Origin of the sequence: Streptomyces sp. NPDC086077 (assembly GCF_040686175.1) — a bacterium.
Classification (GTDB): domain Bacteria; phylum Actinomycetota; class Actinomycetes; order Streptomycetales; family Streptomycetaceae; genus Streptomyces.
Window position 1 is genome coordinate 15411 of the sequence record NZ_JBFBJT010000024.1, and the last position, 22454, is coordinate 37864.

The following is a 22454-nucleotide window of genomic DNA, read 5'->3' on the forward strand; positions in this document are numbered from 1 at the left end:
GGGCGGGGCTGGGTTGGTGGGTCGGGGCGCTGACGTGGGCCCGTCGCCGTAGGGGACGAGACCGTCAGCCTGTGTGCACGCGGGGCCGCCGGGTCACGTCAGGTTCCGCCACGCGCAGGACCTCACGGGTGACCGGGGCGACCTCGCCCTGGCCGAAGAGGAAGAAGCGCAGGAAGTTGGCGAAGGGGTTGCCCTCGGTCCACTCGAAGTAGATGTGCGGGGTGCTGCCCGTGGCGTCGCGGACGTGCAGGAGCAGGGCGGCCAGGGCGTTGGGGATGGAGGAGGACTCCAGGGTCAGGACGCGGTAGCGGTTGTGCAGGACCTCGCCGTGGACCATCAGACCGGCCTCGAACTCGGACGGGTCGGTCACCGTCACCTCGACGAACACGAAGTCCTCGGGGCCGGCGACGTCGTTGTCCTGGCGGATCTGCTCGATCTTGTCGCGGTACTCGGCGATGTCCCGCTTGTCGGGCTCGTTCGCGATGAACCGGATCTTGCGGCTGGCGATGTCCCGCACGAACCGTTCCGCCATGGGGTCCAGCGTCACGCCGGTCACCCGGAGCTCGAAGGCGCGGGCCAGCCGGGAGACCAGGGAGAGGATCATGATGCCCGCGATGAAGCAGGCGCCGATCTTCACGCCGTCGGGCCGCTCGACCACGTTCACCACCGTGGTGTAGAGGAACACCACCGAGATCACGCCGAAGCCGATGGTCCACTTCCGCTGTCCGGCCTTGCGGGCGGCGATGGTCACCGCGATCACCGCGGAGCTGATCAGCACCAGCACGCCGGTGGCGTAGGCGCCGCCCTGCGCGTCCACGTCGGCGTCGAAGAGCCAGGTGACCAGGAAGGCGATCAAGGTGAAGACGATGACCATGGGGCGTACCGCGCGCGCCCAGTGCGGGGCCATGCCGTAGCGGGGCAGGTAGCGCGGCATCAGGTTGAGCAGGCCCGCCATCGCCGAGGCGCCGGCGAACCACAGGATGGCGATGGTCGAGACGTCGTACACCGTGCCGAAGGCGGTGCCGAGGTACTCGTGCGCGAGATACGCCAGCGCGCGGCCGTTGGCCTGGCCGCCCTCCTCGAACTCGTCCGCCGGGATGAGCAGGGTGGTGATGAAGCTGGTGGTGATCAGGAAGACGCTCATGATCAGTGCGGCGGTGGTGAGCAGCTTCTTGGTGCCGCTGATCCGGCCCTCGGGGCGCTCCTCCGTGTCGCTCGGGTCGCCCTTGACGTGGGGCATCACGGCGACGCCGGTCTCGAAGCCGGAGAGGCCGAGGGCGAGCTTGGGGAAGACGATCAGGGCCACGCCGATCATCACGAAGACGTTGCCGTGCTCGGCGGTGAGGGCGCTGGACCAGTCGGCGACGACATGGCCCTCGGTGGCGACGTGCCAGAGCCCGGCCACGACCACCACGGCGTTGAGCGCCAGGTAGGTGGCCACCAGGGCGACCGCGACGCCGATCGCCTCCAGGAAGCCCTTGAGGAACACCGCGCCGAGCAGGGCGATGAGCACCATGGTGATCAGCAACTGCCGGTCGTGCAGGGCGTCGTTCAGGTTGGGGTTCTCCACCAGGTGGGTGGAGGCGTCGGCGGCCGAGAGGGTGATGGTGATGAGGAAGTCGGTGGCGGCGAAGCCGAGCAGCGTGAGGACGAACAGCTTGCCCTTCCAGAAGGTGAGCAGGCGTTCCAGCATCGCGATCGAGCCCTGGCCGTGCGGGCTCTCCTCGGCCACTCTCCGGTAGACGGGAAGGGCGCCCGCCAGGGTGACGATCACGAGCACGACGGTCGCGACGGGCGAGAGCAGACCGGCCGCGAGGGCGGCGATGCCGGGCTGGTAGCCGAGGGTGGAGAAGTAGTCGACGCCGGTCAGGCACATCACGCGGTACCAGGGGCGGCCCTCAGCCGGGGGAGCGGGAGGGGCGTGCGGGCCCTGGTGGCCGCCCGCCTTGCCCATGTCGGACAGCCCTTCCAGCATCCAGGCGCGCAAGCGGGCGGGCGCGGCGTGTTCGGTCGGGGCCATCGACGTGCTCCAGAGGTGCGGCTCAACGTGGGTTTCCGGCCATCACGTCGGACGGCGCCCTCAGCGTATGCGGAGAGTGACGCCTGGGCCTGCGGTCGGGCGGGCTCGCGGCGTCAAGCTTGCGTTAAGGCTGGGCGGTGGGGCGCGTCGGCGCATCAAGAGAGTGGCAGTCGTGCCGACTTCGACCCTGCTGACCTGTATCGGGTGAGCGCTCCGCGACTCAGAGATGGACACCGAGTGCCACGACGGTGCCGACCGGCACGTCGGTTGCCGGTTCACGGCAAGGCGGCGGCGATGTGATGTGGATGCCGCCGGCCGAACGGCCGCACGCGCCGGGCCGGGCCCAGGAGCGTCCGGCCATGTCAAGCAGGGGGCGCGGCCCTGACGGCAGGGCCGGTTTGAGGACCCGGGGGTGCCGGCGGGCGGCTGGGCGGCGCCGGGAACGGGGTGAGGACCGGGACCGGGGCAGTGCTGGAACCGGGGGGCCGGCTGGGGGGTCGGTCGTTGTGCCGGTCCGGGTTCGTGGGTCGGTTGTTCTGGACCGGGGTCCGGCTGGGTCCGAGGAAACGGTGGTGCACCACCGGGGCAGGAACGAGGAAACGGGTGGTGCAGTCCCGGGCCGAGACGGGTGAACCGGGGTGCCGGGCCAAATCCGGGACGAGGAAGCCGGTCGTGCCGGGTCAGGTCCCGGACATGTGAACCGGTGGGGTCGGACTGGCGTCGGGTCGGGTGATCCGGGCTGCGTAGTCGCACGGTGCGCCCCTGGTCCAGGCCCGACACCTTGAAGACGGTCTGTGCCGTCTCGCCGTCGATCCTGGCCGAGACGCGGCTCAGGGCCGTCGCCCCGCAGAGCAGGAGGCCGGACGCCTCCGCCCGGCGGGCGTCCTCGTCGAGGCGGTGCCACAGCTCGGGGTTGTCGATCAGTACCCGCGGGTCGATCTCGACCCGGTCGCCGAAGGCGTCGCGCAGCAGCAGCCGTTGGGAGACGCCGTCCACGCAGCGCACCGACACGAGCAGGTCCGTACGGACCCGTCGACCGTGCAGCAGGGACCCTGCGGCGATCCATCCCTTGCCGGCGGAGACGCGCGGCGGACAGAGCACCACGAGCAGCAGCACGGCGAGTACGACCCAGATCGCCGCGCGCCACGGCGTCAGGGTGCCGGCACCCCGGTCCACCAGGAGAAGCAGGGCCAGCAGCACCCCGGCGCAGCCGATCGAGCTGCGCATGTCACGCGCCCAGTGCCGGTCGTGGACCGGCGGGGCGGGGTGCTGGACGGGCCGGTCGGTCAGATCCCTGGTCGGGTCGTCACGGTGTCCCATGCGGCCGACGGTAGGGGCCTCATGAGCGACGGCCAGGGGCCTTGATGGCTCGCTGACGAGTGGGGGAGGGTTTCTTGACGTACGGCAGCGGGTCGCGGGCCCTTCGGAGGTCCTGCCCTGCTCACACCGTTTCGGCAACTAAGCCTCGAAGGGGCCCGTTCGGCCGGCGGAACGGCGACGTCGAGCATGCGGTGCACGTCGAGCATGCGGTGCACGTCGAGCATGCGGTGCACGTCGAGCATGCGGTCCTCGACGAGTGAGGCCCCCCGGGCTCGTGCGCGGGCCGGCTCCGGTCCTGCGAGGGCGTGCCCCCTTCTCCCCGCGGTGGAATTCCGATGCCGTGCTCCGCCGACCGCGGTGCCGGGGGCCCGGAGGACCCGGTTCCACGTCCGCGCAGGCAGGGGCCCAGGCAGGGGCGCCGTCAGGGTCCCGTCAAGGCGGCGCAGGGCACCGTAAGGGACCCGTCAACAACGGTCGAAACCGGTCAAGGAGGGGGTTACCTCTAACACGTCCTTGTCCATTCGAACCTCGACTCCAGGAGCTCACGATGGCCGATCTGGCCTTCGTCGTCACCACGATCGCGCTGTTCGCGCTGGTGATCCTCGTCGCCAAGGGGGTGACGAAGCTGTGACCACCGAAAACGTAGTCGGCCTGGTCGTGGCCGTCGCCCTGCTGGGCTATCTCGTCCTCGCCCTGATCTTCCCGGAGAGGTTCTGAGCACGACATGGGTCCCGTACTCGCCGGCGTACTCCAGCTGCTCGCCCTGATCGGCGCACTGGCGATCGTCCACGTTCCCCTTGGCAACTACATGGCCAAGGTCTACTCCTCCGACAAGCACTGGCGTGTCGAGAAGTGGATCTACAAGGGCATAGGCGCCAACCCCGACACCGAGATGCGCTGGACCGCGTACCTGCGCGGCGTGCTCGCCTTCTCGGCGGTCGGTGTCCTCTTCCTGTACCTGCTCCAGCGGCTCCAGGGCGTCCTGCCCGGATCGCTCGGCTTCGCAGCGATCGACCCGGACCAGGCGTTCAACACGGCCGTGTCGTTCGTGGCCAACACCAACTGGCAGTCGTACTACGGCGAACAGGCCATGGGCCACGTCGTGCAGACCGGCGGTCTGGCCGTGCAGAACTTCGTCTCCGCGGCCGTCGGCATGGCCGTCGCGGTGGCGCTGGTGCGCGGCTTCGCCCGCTCCCGCACCGGTGACCTCGGCAACTTCTGGGCGGACCTGGTGCGCGGCACCGTCCGCGTCCTGGTGCCGCTCGCGATCATCGGCGCGGTCGTCCTGGTCGCCGGTGGCGCGATCCAGAACTTCTCCGGTGTCCACGAGGTCGGCCAGTTCATGGGCGGCACCCAGGAGTGGAACGGCGGCGCGGTCGCCTCGCAGGAGGCGATCAAGGAGCTGGGCACCAACGGTGGCGGCTACTTCAACGCCAACAGCGCCCACCCCTTCGAGAACCCGACGCCGTTCACGAACCTCTTCGAGATCTTCCTGATCCTGGTCATCCCGTTCTCGCTGACCCGCACCTTCGGTGTCCTGGTGGGCTCGGTCAAGCAGGGTTACGCGATCCTCGCGACCGTGGTCACCATCTGGATCGCCTTCGTCGGGCTGATGATGTGGACCGAGTTCGCCCACCACGGCCCGGCGTTCGAGATCGCCGGCGGCGCGACGGAGGGCAAGGAGGTCCGCTTCGGCATCGGTGGTTCGTCGCTCTTCGCGGTCTCCACCACCCTGACGTCGACCGGCGCGGTCGACTCCTTCCACTCCTCGTTCACGGGCCTCGGCGGGGGCATCACGATGCTCGGCATGATGCTGGGCGAGATCGCGCCCGGTGGCGTCGGTTCCGGCCTCTACGGCATCCTGATCATGGCGATCATCGCGGTGTTCATCGCCGGCCTGATGGTCGGCCGTACGCCCGAGTACCTGGGCAAGAAGATCGGCACCCGCGAGATCAAGCTGGCGGCCCTCTACATCCTGGTGACTCCGGCACTCGTGCTCGTGCTCACCGCGTTCGCGATGGCGCTGCCCACCCCGGGCAACTCGATGACCAACAGCGGGGCGCACGGCTTCTCCGAGATCCTGTATGCCTACACGTCCGCCGCGAACAACAACGGTTCGGCCTTCGCCGGCCTGAACGCGGACACCCAGTGGTTCAACAGCACGCTCGGCATCGCGATGCTGCTCGGACGGTTCGTGCCGATGGTCTTCGTCCTGGCGCTCGCGGGCTCGCTCGCCCAGCAGAAGCCGGTTCCGGCGACCGCGGGCACCCTGCGCACGGACAAGCCGCTCTACGCCGGTCTGCTGGTCGGCACGATCATCATCATCACCGGTCTGACGTACTTCCCGGCCCTGGCGCTGGGACCGCTGGCCGAGGGGCTGGCGTGATGACCACTCGCATACAGAAGCAAGAGGACTCGATGTCCACAGCCACTCCGACCCGGGCGCCGCACAGCGACGTACCCACCGGGCACAAGTCCGCAGAAGGCCGTGTCGGTGCGGGCCTCTTCGACCCCAAGCAACTGGTCAGGTCGCTGCCGGACGCCTGTCGCAAGCTCCACCCGCGGGTGATGGTCAAGTCGCCCGTGATGTTCGTGGTGTGGATCGGTGCCGTCCTGACCACCGTCTTCTCCTTCATGGACCCGGGCGACTGGTTCGGCTGGACCATCAGCGTGTGGCTCTGGCTCACGGTGATCTTCGCCAACCTGGCCGAGGCCGTCGCCGAGGGTCGTGGCAAGGCTCAGGCCGACACCCTGCGCAAGGCCAAGACCGACACCGTGGCGCGACGCCTCGTGGGTGACCGAGAGGAGCGGGTGCCCGGCACCGAACTGCGCTTCGGTGACCTGGTCGTCTGCGAGACCGGCGACGTCATCCCCGGCGACGGCGATGTCGTCGAGGGGGTCGCGAGCGTCGACGAGTCGGCGATCACCGGTGAGTCGGCTCCCGTGATCCGGGAGTCGGGCGGCGACCGTTCCGCGGTCACCGGCGGCACGAAGGTGCTCTCCGACCGCGTCGTCGTCAAGATCACGACGAAGCCGGGCGAGACCTTCATCGACCGAATGATCAAACTGGTCGAGGGTGCGGCACGGCAGAAGACGCCCAACGAGATCGCGCTGAACATCCTGCTCGCCTCGCTGACGATCGCCTTCCTGCTCGCCTGCGCCACGCTGCCCCCGTTCGCGAACTACGCGGGCACCGGGCTGACGCTGGTCGTGCTGGTGGCCCTGCTGGTCTGTCTGATCCCGACCACGATCGGCGCCCTGCTCTCCGCGATAGGCATCGCGGGCATGGACCGCCTTGTCCAGCGCAACGTCCTGGCGATGTCGGGCCGCGCGGTCGAGGCCGCCGGTGACGTCTCCACGCTGCTGCTGGACAAGACCGGCACCATCACCCTCGGCAACCGGCAGGCGTCGGAGTTCGTGCCGGTGAGCGGCGTGACGGCCGCTCAGGTCGCGGACGCCGCCCAGTTGTCGTCGCTGGCCGACGAGACGCCCGAGGGCCGTTCCATCGTCGTCCTGGCGAAGGAGAGGTACGGGCTGCGCGAGCGCCACCAGGGTGAGCTGGCACACGCCGAATGGATCGCCTTCACCGCCCAGACCCGGATGTCCGGTGTCGACGTGGACGGCAGGAAGGTCCGCAAGGGCGCGGCCGGTTCGGTCATCGCCTGGGTGGACGAGCGCGGCGGCCGGATCCACGAGGACGCCGACCGGCTGGCCGGCCGCATCTCGGAGGTCGGCGGTACTCCGCTGCTCGTGGCCGTCGAGGACGCCGACGGGGCCCGTGTGCTGGGTGTCATCCACCTGAAGGACGTCGTCAAGGACGGCATGCGGGAGCGGTTCGAGGAACTGCGCCGCATGGGCATCAGGACCGTCATGATCACCGGCGACAACCCGCTCACCGCCAAGGCGATCGCCGAGGAGGCCGGCGTCGACGACTTCCTCGCGGAGGCGACTCCCGAGGACAAGATGGCGCTCATCAAGCGGGAGCAGGCGGGCGGCAAGCTGGTCGCGATGACCGGTGACGGCACGAACGACGCACCGGCGCTCGCCCAGGCCGACGTCGGCGTGGCGATGAACACCGGCACGTCGGCCGCGAAGGAGGCCGGCAACATGGTCGACCTCGACTCCAACCCGACGAAGCTCATCGAGATCGTCGAGATCGGCAAGCAGTTGCTGATCACGCGGGGTGCGCTGACGACGTTCTCCATCGCCAACGACGTCGCGAAGTACTTCGCGATCATCCCGGCGCTGTTCGCGGCGGTCTACCCGGGCCTGGACAAGCTGAACATCATGCAGCTGTCCTCGCCGGACTCCGCGATCCTCTCGGCGGTCGTCTTCAACGCGCTGGTCATCATCGCGCTGGTGCCGCTCGCCCTGAAGGGCGTGCGGTACCGGCCGGTGAGCGCGGACCGGCTGCTCAGGCGCAATCTCGGGATCTACGGACTCGGCGGCCTGATAGCCCCCTTCATCGGCATCAAGATCATCGACATGATCATCTCCCTCATTCCCGGAATCGGCTGATCGCCATGAACAACTCGGTATCGAACACCGCCCGGCTGCTCGGGGCGGGCCTGCGCGCCCTCCTCGCGCTGACCCTGGTGACCGGCGTCATCTACCCGCTGGTCGTGACCGGCGTCGCACAGGGACTGTTCAACGACAAGGCGAACGGCTCGGAGATCAGCGCCCAGGGCAAGGTCGTCGGGTCCTCCCTGATCGGTCAGGCGTACAACCTGCCCTTGAAGGAGGGCCAAGAGACCCCGGAGCCCGACCTCCAGTGGTTCCAGGGCCGCCCGCAGAACGGCCTGGGCACCAACAGCGTCAACACCCAGTACTCGCTCATCCTCTCCGGCGCGACCAACCGCTCCGGTGACAACGAAGAGCTCGTCCAGTGGGTGAAGGACGCCAAGACCGCGGTGGTCAAGGACAACTCGGTGCCCGGCTGGACGGTGCAGCCGTCCCAGGTGCCCGCCGACGCGGTGACGTCCTCCGGCTCCGGCCTGGACCCGGACATCTCGCCCCAGTACGCCGACATCCAGGTGCACCGGGTCGCCGAGAAGAACGGACTGCCCGTCGCCGAGGTGCAGAAGCTCGTGGAGCGGAACACCGAGGGGCGCACGCTCGGCTTCATCGGTGAGCCCCGGGTCAACGTCCTGGAGCTGAACGTCGCGCTCAAGGAACTCGTGGCCAAGAACTGATGGCGTTGTGCGAGTCACGCGGGAGTCGGCGGCCGGAGACACCTTCCGGGTCGGCCGGCTCCCGCCGCCGTGGGGCCGGTTGCGCCGCAACCGGCGTGTTCGAGACGAAAGGCGCACACCCATGACCCGGGTGCTGGTGGTGGAGGACGACCCACAACTCGTCAGGGCCCTCGTGATCAACATGCAGGCGCGCCGCTACGGAGTGGACGCGGCCCCCGACGGCGCCACGGCCCTGCGCCTCGCGGCCGCCCGTCAGCCCGACGTGGTGATGCTCGACCTCGGACTGCCGGACATGGACGGCATCGACGTGATCAAGGCACTGCGCGGATGGACGAAGGTCCCGATTGTGGTGCTGTCGGCCCGTCAGGCGTCGGACGAGAAGGTCGTGGCGCTGGACGCCGGCGCCGACGACTACGTCACCAAACCGTTCAGCATGGACGAACTCATGGCCCGCCTGCGGGCGGCCGTCCGCCGCACCGAGGAGACACCCGTCGCCCCCGAGCGGACCCTGGTGGAGACCGCGGCCTTCACCATCGACCTGCTCGCCAAGAGGGCCGTGCGGGACGGACGGGACGTGCGGCTCACACCGACCGAATGGCATCTGCTGGAGATCCTGGTCACCAACCCCGGCCGGCTCGTCACGCAGAAGCACCTGCTCCAGGAGGTCTGGGGGGTGTCCCAGCGCAACAAGACCAACTACCTGCGGGTCTACATGGCCCAGCTCCGGCGCAAACTGGAAGCGGATCCCTCGCACCCCCGCCACCTCGTCACCGCACCCGGTATGGGTTACCGCTTCGAAGGGTGAACATGGCACGCGGCAAGCTTCGGATCTACCTCGGCGCTGCCCCGGGCGTCGGCAAGACGTACGCGATGCTCTCCGAGGGGCACCGGCGCGTCGAACGGGGCACCGACTGCGCGGTGGCGTTCGTCGAGCACCACGACCGACCGCGGACCGAGGTGATGCTGCACGGTCTGGAACAGGTGGCCCGGCGGCAACTCGCCTACCGGGGCGGCGTGTTCAGCGAGATGGACGTGGACGCCGTGCTGGCCCGGCGACCCCAGGTGGCGCTGGTCGACGAACTCGCCCACACCAACGTCCCCGGCTCCCGCAACGCCAAGCGCTGGCAGGACATCGAGGAACTGCTGGCGGCGGGCATCGACGTGGTCTCCACGGTCAACATCCAGCACCTTGAGTCCCTCGGCGACGTCGTCGAGTCCATCACGGGCATCCGGCAGCGCGAGACCGTGCCCGACGAGGTCGTACGGCGCGCGGACCAGGTGGAACTCGTCGACATGTCCCCCGAGGCGCTGCGCCGGCGGATGGCGCACGGCAACATCTACAAGCCGGACAAGGTCGACGCGGCGCTCTCCAACTACTTCCGGCCCGGCAACCTCACTGCATTGCGCGAACTGGCGCTGCTGTGGGTGGCCGACCGCGTCGACGAGTACCTCACCGAATACCGCAGCGAACACCGGGTGTCGAAGATCTGGGGTTCGCGTGAGCGGATCGTGGTCGGGCTGACCGGCGGCCCGGAGGGCCGGACCCTCATCCGGCGCGCCGTGCGGCTGGCGGAGAAGGGCGCCGGCGGCGAGGTGCTCGCGGTGTACATCTCCCGCAGCGACGGACTCTCCGGTGCCTCGCCGAAGGAACTGGCCGTCCAGCGCACCCTGGTGGAGGATCTCGGCGGCACCTTCCACCAGGTGGTGGGCGAGGACATACCTGCCGCGCTGCTGGACTTCGCCCGTGGTGTCAACGCCACCCAGATCCTGCTCGGCGTCTCCCGCCGCAAGACCTGGCAGTACGTCTTCGGGCCGGGCGTCGGCGCGACCGTCGCCCGTGAGTCGGGGCCCGACCTCGACGTCCACCTCATCACCCACGCCGAGGCGGGCAAGGGCCGCGGACTGCCCGTGGCGCGAAGCGCCCGCCTGGGCCGGTCCCGCATCATCCGGGGCTGGCTCGTGGGCGTACTCGGCCCCGTGCTGCTGACCCTCCTGCTGACCGGCGTCACGCCCGAGGTCGGCCTCGCCAACGACATGCTGCTGTACCTGACGCTCACGGTGGCGGCGGCCCTGCTCGGCGGACTGCTTCCGGCGCTGGCCTCGGCTGTGGTGGGGTCACTGCTGCTCAACTGGTTCTTCACGCCACCGGTCCACACCCTGACGATCGCCGACCCGAAGAACATCGTCGCCATCGCCATCTTCATAGGAGTGGCGGTGTCGGTGGCCTCCGTGGTGGACCTGGCCGCCCGGCGCACCCACCAGGCGGCCCGGCTGCGGGCGGAGTCGGAGATCCTGTCCTTCCTCGCGGGCAACGTGCTGCGCGGCGAGACCAGCCTGGAGGAACTGCTGGAGCGGGGGCGCGAGACGTTCGGCATGGAGTCCGTGGGCCTGCTGGAGCGGGACTCCGACGTCGCCCCCTGGACCTGCGCGGGCAGCGTGGGTCCGCGGCCGGCCGAGTCCCCGGACGACGCGGACGTCGACATACCGGTCGGTGACCACACGGCGCTGGCGCTGAACGGCCGCGTGCTGCCCGCCGAGGACCGGCGGGTGCTCGCCGCGTTCGCCGCGCAGGCCGTGGTCGTCCTGGACCGCCGACGCCTCCAGGAGGCCGCGGATCAGGCCCGCAGGCTGGCCGAGGGCAACCGCATCCGTACGGCGCTGCTGGCCGCCGTCAGCCACGATCTGCGGACGCCGCTCGCGGGCATCAAGGCCTCGGTGTCGTCGCTGCGTTCGGACGACGTCGAGTGGTCCGAGCAGGACCAGGCGGAACTGCTGGAGGCGATCGAGGAGGGTGCGGACCGGCTCGACCACCTGGTCGGCAACCTGCTCGACATGTCCCGCCTGCAGACCGGCACGGTCGCGCCGCTGCTGCGGGAGATCGACCTCGACGAGGTGGTGCCGATGGCCCTCGGGGGCGTTCCCGAGGGCAGCGTGGACCTGGACATCCCGGAGACGCTTCCCATGGTCCACGTCGACAAGGGGTTGCTGGAGCGGGCGGTGGCCAACCTCGTGGAGAACGCGGTCAAGTACAGCCCGCCGGACACCCATGTCCTGGTGTCGGCGAGCGCCATCAACGACCGCGTGGAGGTACGGGTCATGGACCGCGGGCCCGGTGTCCCCGACGAGGCCAAGGAACGCATCTTCGAGCCCTTCCAGCGCTACGGCGACGCCCCGCGCGGCGCCGGCGTCGGACTCGGCCTGGCCGTCGCCCGTGGCTTCGCCGAGGCCATGGGCGGCACGCTCGACGCCGAGGACACTCCCGGCGGCGGCCTCACCATGGTGCTGAGCCTGCGCAGGGTACCGGGCTGCCGACCGGGCCGCCCGGACTACTTGGCGCAGGTGGTGTCGTAGCGAGGGACGGTCCCGCGGCCGGCGGTGCCTTCCGGCCTCAGGAGCAGATGCGTCCCGGCCTCAGGACTCGATGCCTCCCGGCCTCAGGACTCGGGTCGGACCGACTCCGGCCGGTCGGTGACTTCCCGGGTGTCCAGCCGTAGCCGCCAGGCGTTGCGGCGGTGCAGGGCGGCCAGTTCGGACTCCCTCGGGGACGGCGGCACCGCGGGCACGGGGCAGCGGGCGTGGGCCAGGCAGTAGCGAGCCTTGGACCGGCTCGCGGCGAGCTGCCCGCCGGGCGGCTCCCAGGCCGGCACCGGCCACAGCTCGGCACCCCGGCACCGGGCCTCCTGAGTCGCCCGCCCGAGCGCCGTCAGACTCCCCAGCGAGCCGCTCACGCCGACGACCACGCGCGCGGCACCGGAGTTGTCGTGATCGGACTTGGCGCCACCGTTCCTTCGCACACTCGCGCGGTCGCTTCCGCGTGCGGCTCGTGCGGCCGCACCTCATCCCAACTCGGCGCCAGGGACGGGAACAGGCGGAAAGTCACTTCCTTGCAGGCACCGCACCTTCCGGCGAGGCCGACCGGCCGTTCCGTCAGCAACCCGTCAGCGTCGGCCCGCTCGCCGTCAGCATCGCGTCATGACCCGTCGGCGCCGCCGGACGCCGGGCATAGCGTCGGGCGAGAGCCCCGGCCCGCCTCCCCGCGTCCGGGGCCCTCCAGCCACAGAAGGCAATCAGTTCAGGATCCTCCAGGAGGCATCCCATGGCAGATCTCATGTGCGACGACCCGGAGCCCTGCGAACGGTTCCCGGCCGGACCTCTCCACGTTCCCGTCCGGCCGGGACCGGCAGGCTTCACCGCTCGGCTCTTCCGCACCCCCCTCGGCGACCGTACGGCCGTGGGTTTCACCTCCGAGCAGCGGCTCAGGGCGACTCTGGGCCCCGACCAGGCGTGGATCCGGCTGGCCGAACCCGCCCTGCGCGCGCTGACCGCGCCGCTCGGGGTCACCACCGTCACGATCGACCCTCAGTTCTCGGCACCCGCACCGGCCCGAAACACCGCCGCGGCGCCCGCGCCGAAGACCTCGCCCGCCCCCGAGCCCGCCTCCGCTCCGGGGAACCCCGTGCCGCGCGCGGTGCCGGTACCGACGGCTCCCCGAGGCGCCTCCTGGAACCCCCAGGCCGTCGGCGTCCTGCGAGTGACCGGCGCCGCCGCCCTCGTTTCGGCGCTCGCGCTGTGGATCGGTTGAGAGGACCGCACGATGACAACGCTTCACGAACCCGCCGTCACCACCACCCACGCCCTGTCGGTGTGGCCGGCCTCCACCACCGAGCAGCACCCCGGCGAACTCGCCGTGGGCGGCGTACAGCTCGCCGGCGTCGCCGAGCGTTTCGGCACACCCGTCTACGTCCTCGACGAGGCGGAAGTGCGCGAACGCTGCCGCACCTACCGGCACGCCTTCCCCGAAGCCGACGTCGTGTACGCGGCCAAGGCGTTCCTGTGCCGCGCGATGGTCCACTGGGTGGAGGAGGAAGGCCTCGGACTCGACGTCTGCTCCGCCGGTGAGCTGGAGTTGGCGGTCACCACGGGCTTCCCGCCGGAGAAGATCGTGCTGCACGGCAACGCCAAGTCGCCACGGGACCTGGAGACCGCGCTGCGGCTCGGGGTCGGCCGCATCGTCATCGACGGCCCGTCCGAGATCGCCCGGCTGGCGGCGGCCGTCGGGCCCGAGGGGCACCAGAAGGTCATGGTCCGGGTGATACCCGGCATCAGCGCCGGCGGGCACGCCAAGGTCCGCACCGGCACCGACGACCAGAAGTTCGGCCTGTCCCTCTCCGACGGCTACGCCCAGCACGCCATCGCCCGCATCCTCGACCAGCCGCAGCTCGAACTGACCGGCCTGCACTGCCACCTGGGCTCGCAGATCACCAGCGTCAAGCCGTACCTCTCGGCCGTGCGGCGCATGGTCGGCCTGATGGCCCGCCTGTACGAACAGTACGGCCTGGCCCTGTCCGAACTCGACCTCGGCGGCGGCCACGGCATCGCCTACCGCCCGGGCGAACCGGCTCTGGACCTCACCACGCTGGCCCGCAAGGTGCGTAGCGAGCTGACCGAGGCGTGCGCGGCGGCCGGGCTCAGGGTGCCGCGTCTGATGATCGAACCGGGCCGCGCCATCGCCGGCCCCGCCGGCGTCGCCCTCTACCACGTCCTGGCCGTGAAGCGCACGGGCTCGCACACCTTCGTCGCCGTCGACGGCGGCATGAGCGACAACCCGCGGCCCGCCCTGTACGGCGTGCGTTACGCGCCCCGGCTGGTCGGCCGGCACAGCACCGCGGCCCAGGCCCCGGTGACCGTGGTCGGCCGGCACTGCGAGGCCGGAGACGTCCTTGCCGCCGACGTCGAACTGCCCGCGGACGTACGGCCCGGCGACCTCCTCGCCGTCCCCGTCGCGGGCGCCTACCAGCTGTCCATGGCCTCCGGCTACAACATGGTCGGCCGACCGCCCGTGGCCGCCGTCGCCGACGGCCGCGCCCGGCTCCTGGTCCGCCGCGAGTCCCTGGACGACATCCGCAGCCGTGACGTGGGTCTGTAGGCCCGCGCGGCCCCCCGGCGGCCCGCCTCCGGCCGAGTGCCCGTCAAGTCCTCGGCCGGAGGCGGCCCAAGCCCTTGGACACGACATGTGAGGAACCCGTGACGGCCGAGAACGTGGTGGGGCTGATCGTCGCGATCGCCCCGCTCGTCTACCTGGTGATGGCCTTGATCAAGCCGGAGCGCCTCTGATGACCGCGCCCGCACCCACCCGAGACAGACCCGCCGAGGCGGTACGGCCGCCGTTGCGGAGCCGGCGCGCAGGATCGGCGCCGGTCTGCTCGATCCGCAGCGGCTCCGGCGCGCGTTGCCCGCCGCGCTGCGCAAGCTGAACCCGCGCACGCCGACCCACAACCCCGTCATGTTCGTGCTGACCCGGCCACTACCTGCCGACGGCGTTCCTGCTCGCGCTCGCCGGGCGGCCGGTCAGGCAGTGGCCGGGGGCCACCGCCGGCACCCTGCAGGCCCGCGGTGTGAACTCGTGGTCCTGGCCACCGGTGCCGCTCCGCTGCCGGCGCTGCTCAGCCACCTCCCCGCACTTTCCCCGGGGCCGCTCGCGGAGCGCCTGACGTAGGGCGCGCATGACCGACTACTGGCAGTGACCGCTGCCGAACACGCGTCGGGGCCGGTGCGCGGTGTACGTCCGCGGGCCGGCCCCTCGTTCTCCCCGGGCGGTGCCAGCCGCCCGGTCCGTGCTCAGGCGGCGGTCATCACCTGGCTGCCGGCGGGCAGCCGGTGCGGGGCGATGATCTGGCCGTCCGGCAGGAGCTCACCGGTGTCCTCGAAGAGCACGACACCGTTGCACAGCAGGCTCCAGCCCTGCTCCGGGTGGTGCGCCACGAGACGGGCGGATTCCCGGTCGGCGGAGTCGGCGGTCGGGCACGGTGACTGGTGCTGGCACATGGAAGGGATCTTTCGCTCTGTTGTGTCGTCGGTGATCGCTGTCGTGTCTGTCCCGCGGCGTGAAGCTTCGTTCATGGCCGCCCCCCGTTGTCATAAGTCGGTCGAACCCAGTGTTGCCCCACGGGCGTCTTTCCGCAGGGATTTCGCCGCACCGCTTCCTCACAGGTTGATGACGCATCACCCGCGCGGACGGTTCACCCCAACTGCACTGTCACTTCGGGTGGTTCGGGGTGGCCGGATGGGGCTAGTCCGTACGGGTCGGAGCGCGTTCCCGGCTCGTACGAGCGAGGCGGAACTCGTAGGAGCGGCAGCGGCGTACCCCGCCACCGGTGATCCGGTGACGGGGTACGGAGTGCGCCGCGTGACGTCCGCTCGGCGGTCAGGCCGGGGAGCCGAGCAGGGGCGTGGGCGGGGCCGGCGGCACCCGGAGAGTCAGCACCGGGAGCAGTTCGGCGACCCGGTGCGGGCGGTTCGCCGCGATGCCGGGCGGAGCGGGAGCGAGCGGGACGAGCAGATCGGTCGCCGCGGGGTGGCCGGCGGTGCCGTCGGAGGCGCGGTCCCCGTGGAGCCAGAGCGTGAGCATGTACAGGCCCGGCACGGACAGCAGACGTGCTTGGTACGACTGGGTGAGGGTTTCCGCCTGACGCAGCGCGCGCTCGGTGGAGACGATGTACGGCCCCTCGAAGAAGTGCGAGAACGCCCAGCCGTCCGGCGTGAGCATGCTCTCCGCCGCGGCGACCACATGGTCGCCGGAGCGGATCAGGAAGCGCCATCCGGCCAGTCGGGTGACTGGCTCGCCCTTCGCGGTGATCCGGTCCAGCACGTGGACCGGCAGCGGCAGCTCGGGCGTGACAGGGCCCTGTGCATTGCGCAAGGCGGGGGTTCGGGCCTCCCGGACCGCGGTGGGGGAACCGAGGGCCGTGAGGACGGAGCGAAGTGCGGGCGCGGGTGCCGGGGGGACAAGCAGCGGCATGGTGGGTCGCCTCTCATTCGACAGGCAGGGTGGCGCGACGGGGCGGGGGCGGACGGCGCTGTCAGCTCACGAAGGGCAGGGAGGCAGGCGAGGCCGGGTCCGCGAACGATGGTGTGGGTGTGAGGCCTGCCGGGCGTGATCGACGACGACAGTTTCCTCCGACCATGGGCGACGGCCTGCTGCCCTGTCGACCGAGTTTATACGACATTTGTTCAGCCGGTGTTTCGTCTAACCGTTTCCGGGCACTCGCACAAGAGTTCATTCGGTCAGCGATACGTGGAAATCATCCCGTTTCCGAAGGGGGGACACCGCGATGACCTCGGGTAATGCCCGAACAGCGGTCGGCCAATTCTCGTCGGCGTTTTTCACGAGGTCTTCGACGTCGAGAAGTGCATGCTGCGTCATGCCCGGTGAATGTGCCACCGATCTTCTTGGCTCAAGGGGCCAGAGTAGCGACTGCGGTCGTTCACCGGGGGCGTTATGGATCGCTGGGGCTGGGCATCATCCACCCTGACCCGGACACCGGCGGCCGGATCTTTCGGCCCGCCCACCGAGGAGGGACGCTTCGATGGGGGAGAAGGTCGTGGCGGGCGCGTTCGACCTGTCCGATCGCCAGCGCTACCGCACCAAGCTCCAGCAGTGCCTGCTGGGGCTGGAGCGACTGCTGGAGGAGAAGCGGTTCGATCGGCCCAAGAACCTGATGGGGCTGGAGATCGAACTGAATCTCGCCGGTGCCGACGGTATGCCGAAAATGCTCAACGGTCAGGTCCTGGAAAGGATCGCCAGCCGCGACTTCCAAACAGAACTCGCCATGTTCAACCTGGAAGTCAACATCGCGCCGCACCGGCTGGGGGGTCGGGTTTTCGACCGGCTGGAGGAAGAACTCCGTACGTCACTGGCATATGCCCACCGGAAAGCCGGTGAGGTGGATGCCGGAATCGTGATGATCGGTATTCTGCCGACCCTCGAACGCGACGACCTGGTCTCCTCGAACCTCTCCGACGTGGATCGCTACGTCCTGCTCAACGACCAGATCGTGGCCGCCCGGGGTGAGGACTTCACCCTGGACATCGACGGCGTGGAGCATCTGACCTGCACGTCCAAGTCGATCGCGCCCGAGGCCGCCTGTACGTCCGTGCAACTGCACCTCCAGGTCACCCCGGGACGGTTCGCCGACGTGTGGAACGCCGCGCAGGCCGCGACCGCCGCGCAGATCGCGGTGGGTGCGAACTCGCCGTTCCTGTTCGGCAGGGAGCTGTGGCGAGAGTCCCGGCCGCCGCTGTTCCAGCAGTCCACCGACACCCGCCCGCCCGAGCTCCAGGCGCAGGGCGTGCGGCCGCGCACCTGGTTCGGGGAACGCTGGATCAGCTCGGCGTACGACCTCTTCGAGGAGAACCTGCGCTACTACCCCGCGCTGCTGCCGATCTGCGACGACGAGGACCCGCTGGACGTCCTGGACGCGGGCGGCGTGCCGAAACTCGCCGAACTGGTGCTGCACAACGGCACGGTCTACCGCTGGAACCGGCCCGTCTACGGCATCGCCGACGGCGTCCCGCACCTGCGCGTCGAGAACCGGGTCCTGCCCGCCGGGCCGACCATCACCGACGTCATCGCCAACGCGGCCTTCTACTACGGCCTCATCCGCGCGCTCGCCGAGGACTCCCGGCCGGTGTGGACCCGCTTGCCCTTCGAGGCCGCCGAGGCCAACTTCGACGCCGCGTGCCGGTACGGCATCGAGGCGCGCTTCACCTGGCCGCGGCGGGGCCGCTACGGCGGGACGACCGAGGTGGACGCGGTGAGTCTGGTGCGCGACGAACTGCTGCCGCTCGCCGAGGCCGGGCTGGACGCCTGGGGCGTGGAACCGGCCGACCGGGACCTGTATCTCGGCGTGATCGACGAGCGGTGCAGGCGGCGGGTGAACGGCGCGTCCTGGCAGGTCGCGACCTTCCACCGGGCCTTGGAGAGCGGCCTTCCCCGCGAGGCCGCCCTGGCCGCGACGACGCGGCGCTACGCCGAGCTGATGCGCCACGGCGAGCCGGTGCACACCTGGCCGGTCGGGGTGCCGGAGGCGGCTGCCCGGACGTCGTGAGCGCCGCCCGGCCGGTTCGGCGCGGCCGGGGCGGAACCAGGGGCGCGGCCGGGGCGGAACCAGGGGCCGGAGGCCGGGGCACAACTACGTCTGCGAGGCTGTCCTGCGCACGTCTTGGACCAGGATGCAGGATGTGCGCTGGGACAACTCGGCTGGAGGCGGGCGTGCAGGGTGAGGCGGGAACCGTGAAGGGCGCCCCGGCGGGCGGGGTGCCGTCGCGGCGGGTGCTGCGGGACGAGACCCTGCTCGTGCTCGGGCTCTCGCTGGGCGCCAGCGCCCTGTCCGCGCTCATCAGCTTCGTCGGGTCCGTCACCCGGCCAGGCGGACTGAAGGACCAGGCCGCCACGCTCAATGCCTCCGCCGCGCCGGGTCGGCCCTGGCTCGATCTCGCCTGGCAGCTGTTCGGGATCACCACCGCGCTGATCCCCGTCGCCCTGGTCGCGCACTTCCTGATGCGTGAGGGGAAGAGCCTCAGGACCCTCGGCTTCGACCGCACCCGTCCCTGGCCCGACCTCGGGCGCGGAGCCGTGCTCGCCGCGGTGATCGGCAGCAGCGGCATCGCCTTCTACCTCGCCGCACGCGGCCTCGGATTCAACCTCACGGTCGTCCCCGAGGCCCTGCCCGAGGTGTGGTGGAAGTTCCCGGTGCTGATCCTGTCGGCCCTGCAGAACTCGATCGTCGAAGAGGTCATCGTCGTCGGCTATCTGCTGCGCCGGCTGGACCAGTCGGGCTGGTCGCCCGGCGCCGCGCTGACGGCCAGCTCCGTGCTGCGCGGCTCGTACCACCTCTACCAGGGCATCGGCGGCTTCGTCGGCAACATGGTGATGGGCGTCGTCTTCGTCCTTCTGTACCGGCGCTGGGGCCGCGTCGGCCCGCTGGTGGTCGCGCACTCGCTGCTCGACATCGGGGCGTTCGTGGGATATGCCCTGCTCGCCGGCAAGGTGGGCTGGCTGCCCACCGCCTGAGGTGCCGTCGGGGCCCGCGCGTCCGTACGACAGGCCCTAGTCTAGGCGAGCAGCTCGCCCTCGATCACCGTCACCGCCCGGCCGCCGAGCAGGGTGCGCCCGCCGCGCAGTTCCGTGCGGACGCGGCCGGACCGGGGCGAGGCCTGCAGCCCGGTCAGCTCGGCGCGCCCGAGGCGCTCCGACCAGAACGGGGCCAGCGCGGTGTGGGCGCTGCCCGTGACCGGGTCTTCGTCGATGCCGACGTTCGGGAAGAAGCACCGGGAGACGTAGTCGTACCCGAGGGCCGGCTCCTGGGCGCGGGCGGTGGCGATGACGCCGCGTGACGAGTGGGCGCCGACGGCCCTGTGATCGGGGCGCAGCGCGTGGACGGTCCGCTCGTCGGCGAGCTCCACCAGCAGGTCCCCCACGTTCGGGCCGGTGTCGAAGGCCGTCAGCGGCTGTGCGCCGAGCGCCTCGGCGAGCCCCTCGGGGACGTCGACCGGCGTGAGCGGCGCCGTGGGGAAGTCCATCGTGATCGAACCGTCCTCCCGGGGCGTGGCCACGAGGACGCCGCTGCGCGTCGCGAACCGGACCGGGCCCTCGCAGGCACCGGTGGTGTGCAGCACGTGGGCCGTGGCGAGCGTGGCGTGACCGCACATCGCCACTTCCGCCACCGGGGTGAACCAGCGCAGCGCCCAGTCGGCCTCGCCGCCCTCGGGCAGCGGGTGGGCGAAGGCCGTCTCGGCGTGGTTGACCTCCAAGGCCACGCTCTGCATCCAGCGGTCCTCGGGGAACGCGTCGAGAAGCAGGACCCCGGCCGGGTTTCCGGTGAAGGGGCGGTCGGTGAAGGCATCGACGATTCGCATCCGCATGGCCCCTGACGTTAGGACCCGCGCGAAGCCGCGGGCCAAGGCCAATTCGCGAGCAGTGGACCCGTTCCGGGCGCGGCGCCCGGTCGATGAGCCTTGCTCACCGAACTATTCCGATATATCGTTGAAGTATCGCGACGGATCTACGGTAGGTCTGCGCTAGATCGACGAACAGATGGAGTGATGACCATGCACAACCACGGATACGAGCGTGGACACGGACACGAGGGCCCCCGGCGCGGTCGTGGTGACTTCGACGCACTGCGCGCGGCCTTCGGCCCCTTCGGTCCGGGCGGGCACGGTTTCGGTCACGGCGGCCCGGGCGGCTTCGGTGGCTTCGGCCCCGGCCCCTGGGGCGGACGAGGGCGCGGCGGTCCGAGGGGAAGGGCGCGGCGCGGTGACGTGCGCGCCTCGATCCTGGCCCTGCTGAAGGAACGGCCGATGCACGGCTACGAGATGATCCAGGAGATCGCCGAGCGCAGCGGCGGGGCGTGGAAGCCCAGCCCCGGCTCGGTGTACCCCACCCTCCAACTGCTGGAGGACGAGGGGCTGATCGTCAGTGAGTCCGAGGGCGGCAAGAAGCTGTTCTCGCTCACCGACGCGGGCCGCACGGCGGCCGAGGAGGGCCCGGAGGCCCCCTGGGAGGAGGCCTCGCGCGGCGTCGACTGGGAGGCTCTCGGCGAGATCCGCCAGGCCGGCTTCGGACTGATGGAGGCCTTCAGCCAGGTCTGGAAGACCGGCGACAAGGGGCAGCGCGAGAAGGCGCTCACCGTCATCAACGAGGCCCGCAAGAAGCTGTATCTGATTCTCGCCGACGAGGGCTGACACCTGCCCTACGGCACCACAGGCGCCCCGTGGAACGATCCGCGGGGCGCTCTGCCGTGCGTCGAGCCCCAGGTGCGCGGCGGCTTCACGTCACCAGGCCGGCCAGCTTCCGCAGCGACTCGTCCAGTGCGGCGGTGGCCGAGTCCTTGAGTCTGCCCGCCATCAGGGAGACCGCGGCACCGGTGAACTCCCCTTCGACACGGACCGTCGTGGCGTCTTCGTGCGGGACCAGGGTGTAGCGCGTGGTGACGGTCACGGACATCGGGCCCTTGCCGCGAATCGCCAGCACCCGGGCCGGTGTCAGCTCCTCCACGGTCCACTCGACCTCGGCCGGGAAGCCCATCAGCTTCATGTTCTCCTGGAAGGTGGCGCCGATCTCCAGGGTCGTAGGGCCGCCTCGGGGGAAGCTGGTGTGGGTCGCGTTCCACTCCCCGTACGCGGACCAGTCCGTGAGCTGGTCCCACACCTTCTCGGCCGGTGCCTCGATGCGTGCCTCCGCGCTGACTTCGGCCATGCGACCACCTCTTCGTCTCGGGCTTCGGTGTCGCGGAACGTAGCCGCAGGGCCTGCAACATTCAATACTGACGAGGAGTCAGAGAATGTGGACGTGCCCGGCGCTGTACACGGCGCGCGGCGGGACGGCGTGCGTCGTGCCGGTCTCGGCCTGATCTCATCCCTGAGGAGGAGATCCCGGCCAGGGATGTCCCCTGTCCGTGGGACGGGAAAATGGTTCTGGCCGGGGATGACCGGATCCGAGGGGACTGGTGGGGTAGGGGTGTGCAATACCCGATCCCCCGGCAGCAGGCCGGCGAACACCCCCACGCGGACAACGATGCCAGTCTCAGCGACGAGCTGGCGGCGGTGGTCACGGGAGCCCGCAGGCGGGCAGTGCGGGACGGGGACCGGCAGGTCGACACCGCCCATCTGCTGCACTCGCTCCTGGAGCACGACCCCGAGGCGCGCGCCGTCTTCGACAGCGAACCGCAGCTCGCGCGGCTGCTCGGCTACCTCGTGCAGCGCAGCATCGGCTACGGCCTGCGCTGGCAGAGCGCGGTCGAGGACTCCGGCGCGATCCCGGTCGCGACCGGGGTCCCGGGCCACTCGCCGCTGGCCGCCACGGCGATGGCGTACGCCGGGGAACGCGCCGCGCGCCGCGGCGACGGGCGGGCCCGGGGGCTCGATCTGCTCGCGGGGATCGTCGTGGATCCGCGGTCGCGGGCCGTCGAGGTGCTGGAGCGCGCCGGGGTGGAGGCGCCCGAGCTGTTCCTGCGGATCGAGCACGGCTCGCAGGAGTGCGTCGGGGGCGCCGAGGCCGGTTCCTGAGCGGGCGGCCGGAGTCCATTCGCTGAGACAGGAGTCATCGGGGATGACGGTCATGTCGCCGCCTGTCATCATGT

Annotated in this window: 20 protein-coding genes; 13 read left to right on the top strand and 7 right to left on the bottom strand. The window is 70.6% G+C overall.

The genetic code is table 11. The features are described 5' to 3' along the window. Positions 1-64: 64 nt before the first annotated feature. Positions 65-2020, bottom strand: a complete 1956-nt coding sequence (locus tag AB0O67_RS10000) for an amino acid transporter (RefSeq protein WP_365448124.1) — start codon at positions 2018-2020, stop codon at positions 65-67. Between the two features lie 1947 nt (positions 2021-3967). Here AB0O67_RS10000 and kdpF point away from each other — a divergent pair. The 6 genes from kdpF to AB0O67_RS10030 all read left to right on the top strand — a co-directional run bounded on the left by kdpF (position 3968) and on the right by AB0O67_RS10030 (position 11883). Next, entirely contained in the window at positions 3968-4057 is a 90-nt protein-coding gene (kdpF, locus tag AB0O67_RS10005; RefSeq protein ID WP_161183200.1) for a K(+)-transporting ATPase subunit F, read from the top strand. Positions 4058-4064: 7 nt separating this feature from the next. After that, positions 4065-5726 (top strand): potassium-transporting ATPase subunit KdpA, encoded by a 1662-nt coding sequence (gene kdpA / locus AB0O67_RS10010; protein WP_365448126.1) that lies wholly within the window; start codon positions 4065-4067, stop codon positions 5724-5726. Next, complete coding sequence (gene kdpB / locus AB0O67_RS10015; RefSeq protein ID WP_365448128.1) at positions 5726-7858, top strand: potassium-transporting ATPase subunit KdpB; 2133 nt, start codon at positions 5726-5728, stop codon at positions 7856-7858. Before kdpA ends, kdpB begins: the two co-directional genes overlap by 1 nt. Before the next feature lie 5 nt (positions 7859-7863). After that, positions 7864-8532 carry a potassium-transporting ATPase subunit C gene (locus AB0O67_RS10020; protein WP_365448130.1) on the top strand — a complete coding sequence of 223 codons (669 nt, stop codon included), beginning with the start codon at positions 7864-7866 and terminating at the stop codon, positions 8530-8532. 121 nt (positions 8533-8653) lie between these two features. Further along, positions 8654-9337 carry a response regulator gene (locus AB0O67_RS10025; protein ID WP_365448132.1) on the top strand — a complete coding sequence of 228 codons (684 nt, stop codon included), beginning with the start codon at positions 8654-8656 and terminating at the stop codon, positions 9335-9337. 2 nt (positions 9338-9339) lie between these two features. Then, positions 9340-11883, top strand: coding sequence for a sensor histidine kinase KdpD (locus AB0O67_RS10030; RefSeq protein WP_365448134.1), 2544 nt, complete (start codon positions 9340-9342; stop codon positions 11881-11883). 83 nt (positions 11884-11966) lie between these two features. Here AB0O67_RS10030 and AB0O67_RS10035 read toward each other — a convergent pair whose 3' ends face one another. Continuing rightward, on the bottom strand, positions 11967-12326 hold the full coding sequence (locus AB0O67_RS10035) for a hypothetical protein (RefSeq protein ID WP_365448136.1): 360 nt from the start codon (positions 12324-12326) through the stop codon (positions 11967-11969). 302 nt (positions 12327-12628) lie between these two features. Here AB0O67_RS10035 and AB0O67_RS10040 point away from each other — a divergent pair, with 302 nt between their 5' ends. The 3 genes from AB0O67_RS10040 to AB0O67_RS10050 all read left to right on the top strand — a co-directional run bounded on the left by AB0O67_RS10040 (position 12629) and on the right by AB0O67_RS10050 (position 14646). After that, entirely contained in the window at positions 12629-13114 is a 486-nt protein-coding gene (locus AB0O67_RS10040) for an SAV_915 family protein (RefSeq protein ID WP_365448137.1), read from the top strand. Between the two features lie 12 nt (positions 13115-13126). Further along, positions 13127-14458: a diaminopimelate decarboxylase gene (gene lysA, locus AB0O67_RS10045; protein ID WP_365448139.1), complete on the top strand. Its 1332-nt coding sequence runs from the start codon at positions 13127-13129 to the stop codon at positions 14456-14458. Between the two features lie 98 nt (positions 14459-14556). Further along, positions 14557-14646, top strand: coding sequence for a potassium-transporting ATPase subunit F (locus tag AB0O67_RS10050; RefSeq protein WP_365448141.1), 90 nt, complete (start codon positions 14557-14559; stop codon positions 14644-14646). 504 nt (positions 14647-15150) lie between these two features. Here AB0O67_RS10050 and AB0O67_RS10055 read toward each other — a convergent pair. From AB0O67_RS10055 to AB0O67_RS10065, 3 genes are all read right to left on the bottom strand, one after another. After that, positions 15151-15357, bottom strand: a complete 207-nt coding sequence (locus tag AB0O67_RS10055) for a DUF5999 family protein (RefSeq protein ID WP_365448143.1) — start codon at positions 15355-15357, stop codon at positions 15151-15153. Positions 15358-15736: 379 nt separating this feature from the next. Continuing rightward, positions 15737-16330 carry a hypothetical protein gene (locus AB0O67_RS10060; protein WP_365448145.1) on the bottom strand — a complete coding sequence of 198 codons (594 nt, stop codon included), beginning with the start codon at positions 16328-16330 and terminating at the stop codon, positions 15737-15739. A gap of 258 nt (positions 16331-16588) precedes the next feature. Continuing rightward, positions 16589-16735, bottom strand: a complete 147-nt coding sequence (locus tag AB0O67_RS10065; protein ID WP_365448147.1) for a hypothetical protein — start codon at positions 16733-16735, stop codon at positions 16589-16591. Between the two features lie 163 nt (positions 16736-16898). Between AB0O67_RS10065 and AB0O67_RS10070 the strand changes: the two genes are divergently transcribed. Both AB0O67_RS10070 and AB0O67_RS10075 read left to right on the top strand, forming a co-directional pair. Beyond that, entirely contained in the window at positions 16899-18419 is a 1521-nt protein-coding gene (locus tag AB0O67_RS10070; RefSeq protein ID WP_365448149.1) for a glutamate--cysteine ligase, read from the top strand. Positions 18420-18583: 164 nt separating this feature from the next. Next, positions 18584-19384, top strand: coding sequence for a type II CAAX endopeptidase family protein (locus AB0O67_RS10075; protein WP_365448219.1), 801 nt, complete (start codon positions 18584-18586; stop codon positions 19382-19384). Positions 19385-19425: 41 nt separating this feature from the next. Here AB0O67_RS10075 and AB0O67_RS10080 read toward each other — a convergent pair whose 3' ends face one another. Beyond that, positions 19426-20235: a PhzF family phenazine biosynthesis protein gene (locus tag AB0O67_RS10080; protein ID WP_365448151.1), complete on the bottom strand. Its 810-nt coding sequence runs from the start codon at positions 20233-20235 to the stop codon at positions 19426-19428. Between the two features lie 186 nt (positions 20236-20421). On the opposite strand from AB0O67_RS10080, the gene AB0O67_RS10085 reads away from it, so the two are divergent. Next, on the top strand, positions 20422-21057 hold the full coding sequence (locus AB0O67_RS10085; RefSeq protein WP_365448153.1) for a PadR family transcriptional regulator: 636 nt from the start codon (positions 20422-20424) through the stop codon (positions 21055-21057). 85 nt (positions 21058-21142) lie between these two features. On the opposite strand, the gene AB0O67_RS10090 is transcribed toward AB0O67_RS10085, so the two are convergent. Then, positions 21143-21571, bottom strand: a complete 429-nt coding sequence (locus tag AB0O67_RS10090) for an SRPBCC family protein (RefSeq protein ID WP_365448155.1) — start codon at positions 21569-21571, stop codon at positions 21143-21145. Between the two features lie 263 nt (positions 21572-21834). Between AB0O67_RS10090 and AB0O67_RS10095 the strand changes: the two genes are divergently transcribed. Then, entirely contained in the window at positions 21835-22380 is a 546-nt protein-coding gene (locus AB0O67_RS10095; protein ID WP_365448157.1) for a Clp protease N-terminal domain-containing protein, read from the top strand. The last annotated feature ends 74 nt before the right edge of the window (positions 22381-22454 follow it).

Coding starts and splice junctions, on each gene's coding strand:
- AB0O67_RS10080 (WP_365448151.1), bottom strand. CDS start 20,235: ATGCGGATGCGAATCGTCGATGCCTTCACCGACCGCCCCTTCACCGGA.
- AB0O67_RS10025 (WP_365448132.1), top strand. CDS start 8,654: ATGACCCGGGTGCTGGTGGTGGAGGACGACCCACAACTCGTCAGGGCC.
- AB0O67_RS10030 (WP_365448134.1), top strand. CDS start 9,340: ATGGCACGCGGCAAGCTTCGGATCTACCTCGGCGCTGCCCCGGGCGTC.
- AB0O67_RS10000 (WP_365448124.1), bottom strand. CDS start 2,020: ATGGCCCCGACCGAACACGCCGCGCCCGCCCGCTTGCGCGCCTGGATG.
- AB0O67_RS10040 (WP_365448137.1), top strand. CDS start 12,629: ATGGCAGATCTCATGTGCGACGACCCGGAGCCCTGCGAACGGTTCCCG.
- lysA (WP_365448139.1), top strand. CDS start 13,127: ATGACAACGCTTCACGAACCCGCCGTCACCACCACCCACGCCCTGTCG.
- kdpB (WP_365448128.1), top strand. CDS start 5,726: ATGACCACTCGCATACAGAAGCAAGAGGACTCGATGTCCACAGCCACT.
- AB0O67_RS10055 (WP_365448143.1), bottom strand. CDS start 15,357: ATGTGCCAGCACCAGTCACCGTGCCCGACCGCCGACTCCGCCGACCGG.
- AB0O67_RS10020 (WP_365448130.1), top strand. CDS start 7,864: ATGAACAACTCGGTATCGAACACCGCCCGGCTGCTCGGGGCGGGCCTG.
- AB0O67_RS10070 (WP_365448149.1), top strand. CDS start 16,899: ATGGGGGAGAAGGTCGTGGCGGGCGCGTTCGACCTGTCCGATCGCCAG.
- AB0O67_RS10090 (WP_365448155.1), bottom strand. CDS start 21,571: ATGGCCGAAGTCAGCGCGGAGGCACGCATCGAGGCACCGGCCGAGAAG.
- AB0O67_RS10065 (WP_365448147.1), bottom strand. CDS start 16,735: ATGACGCAGCATGCACTTCTCGACGTCGAAGACCTCGTGAAAAACGCC.
- kdpA (WP_365448126.1), top strand. CDS start 4,065: ATGGGTCCCGTACTCGCCGGCGTACTCCAGCTGCTCGCCCTGATCGGC.
- AB0O67_RS10060 (WP_365448145.1), bottom strand. CDS start 16,330: ATGCCGCTGCTTGTCCCCCCGGCACCCGCGCCCGCACTTCGCTCCGTC.
- AB0O67_RS10085 (WP_365448153.1), top strand. CDS start 20,422: ATGCACAACCACGGATACGAGCGTGGACACGGACACGAGGGCCCCCGG.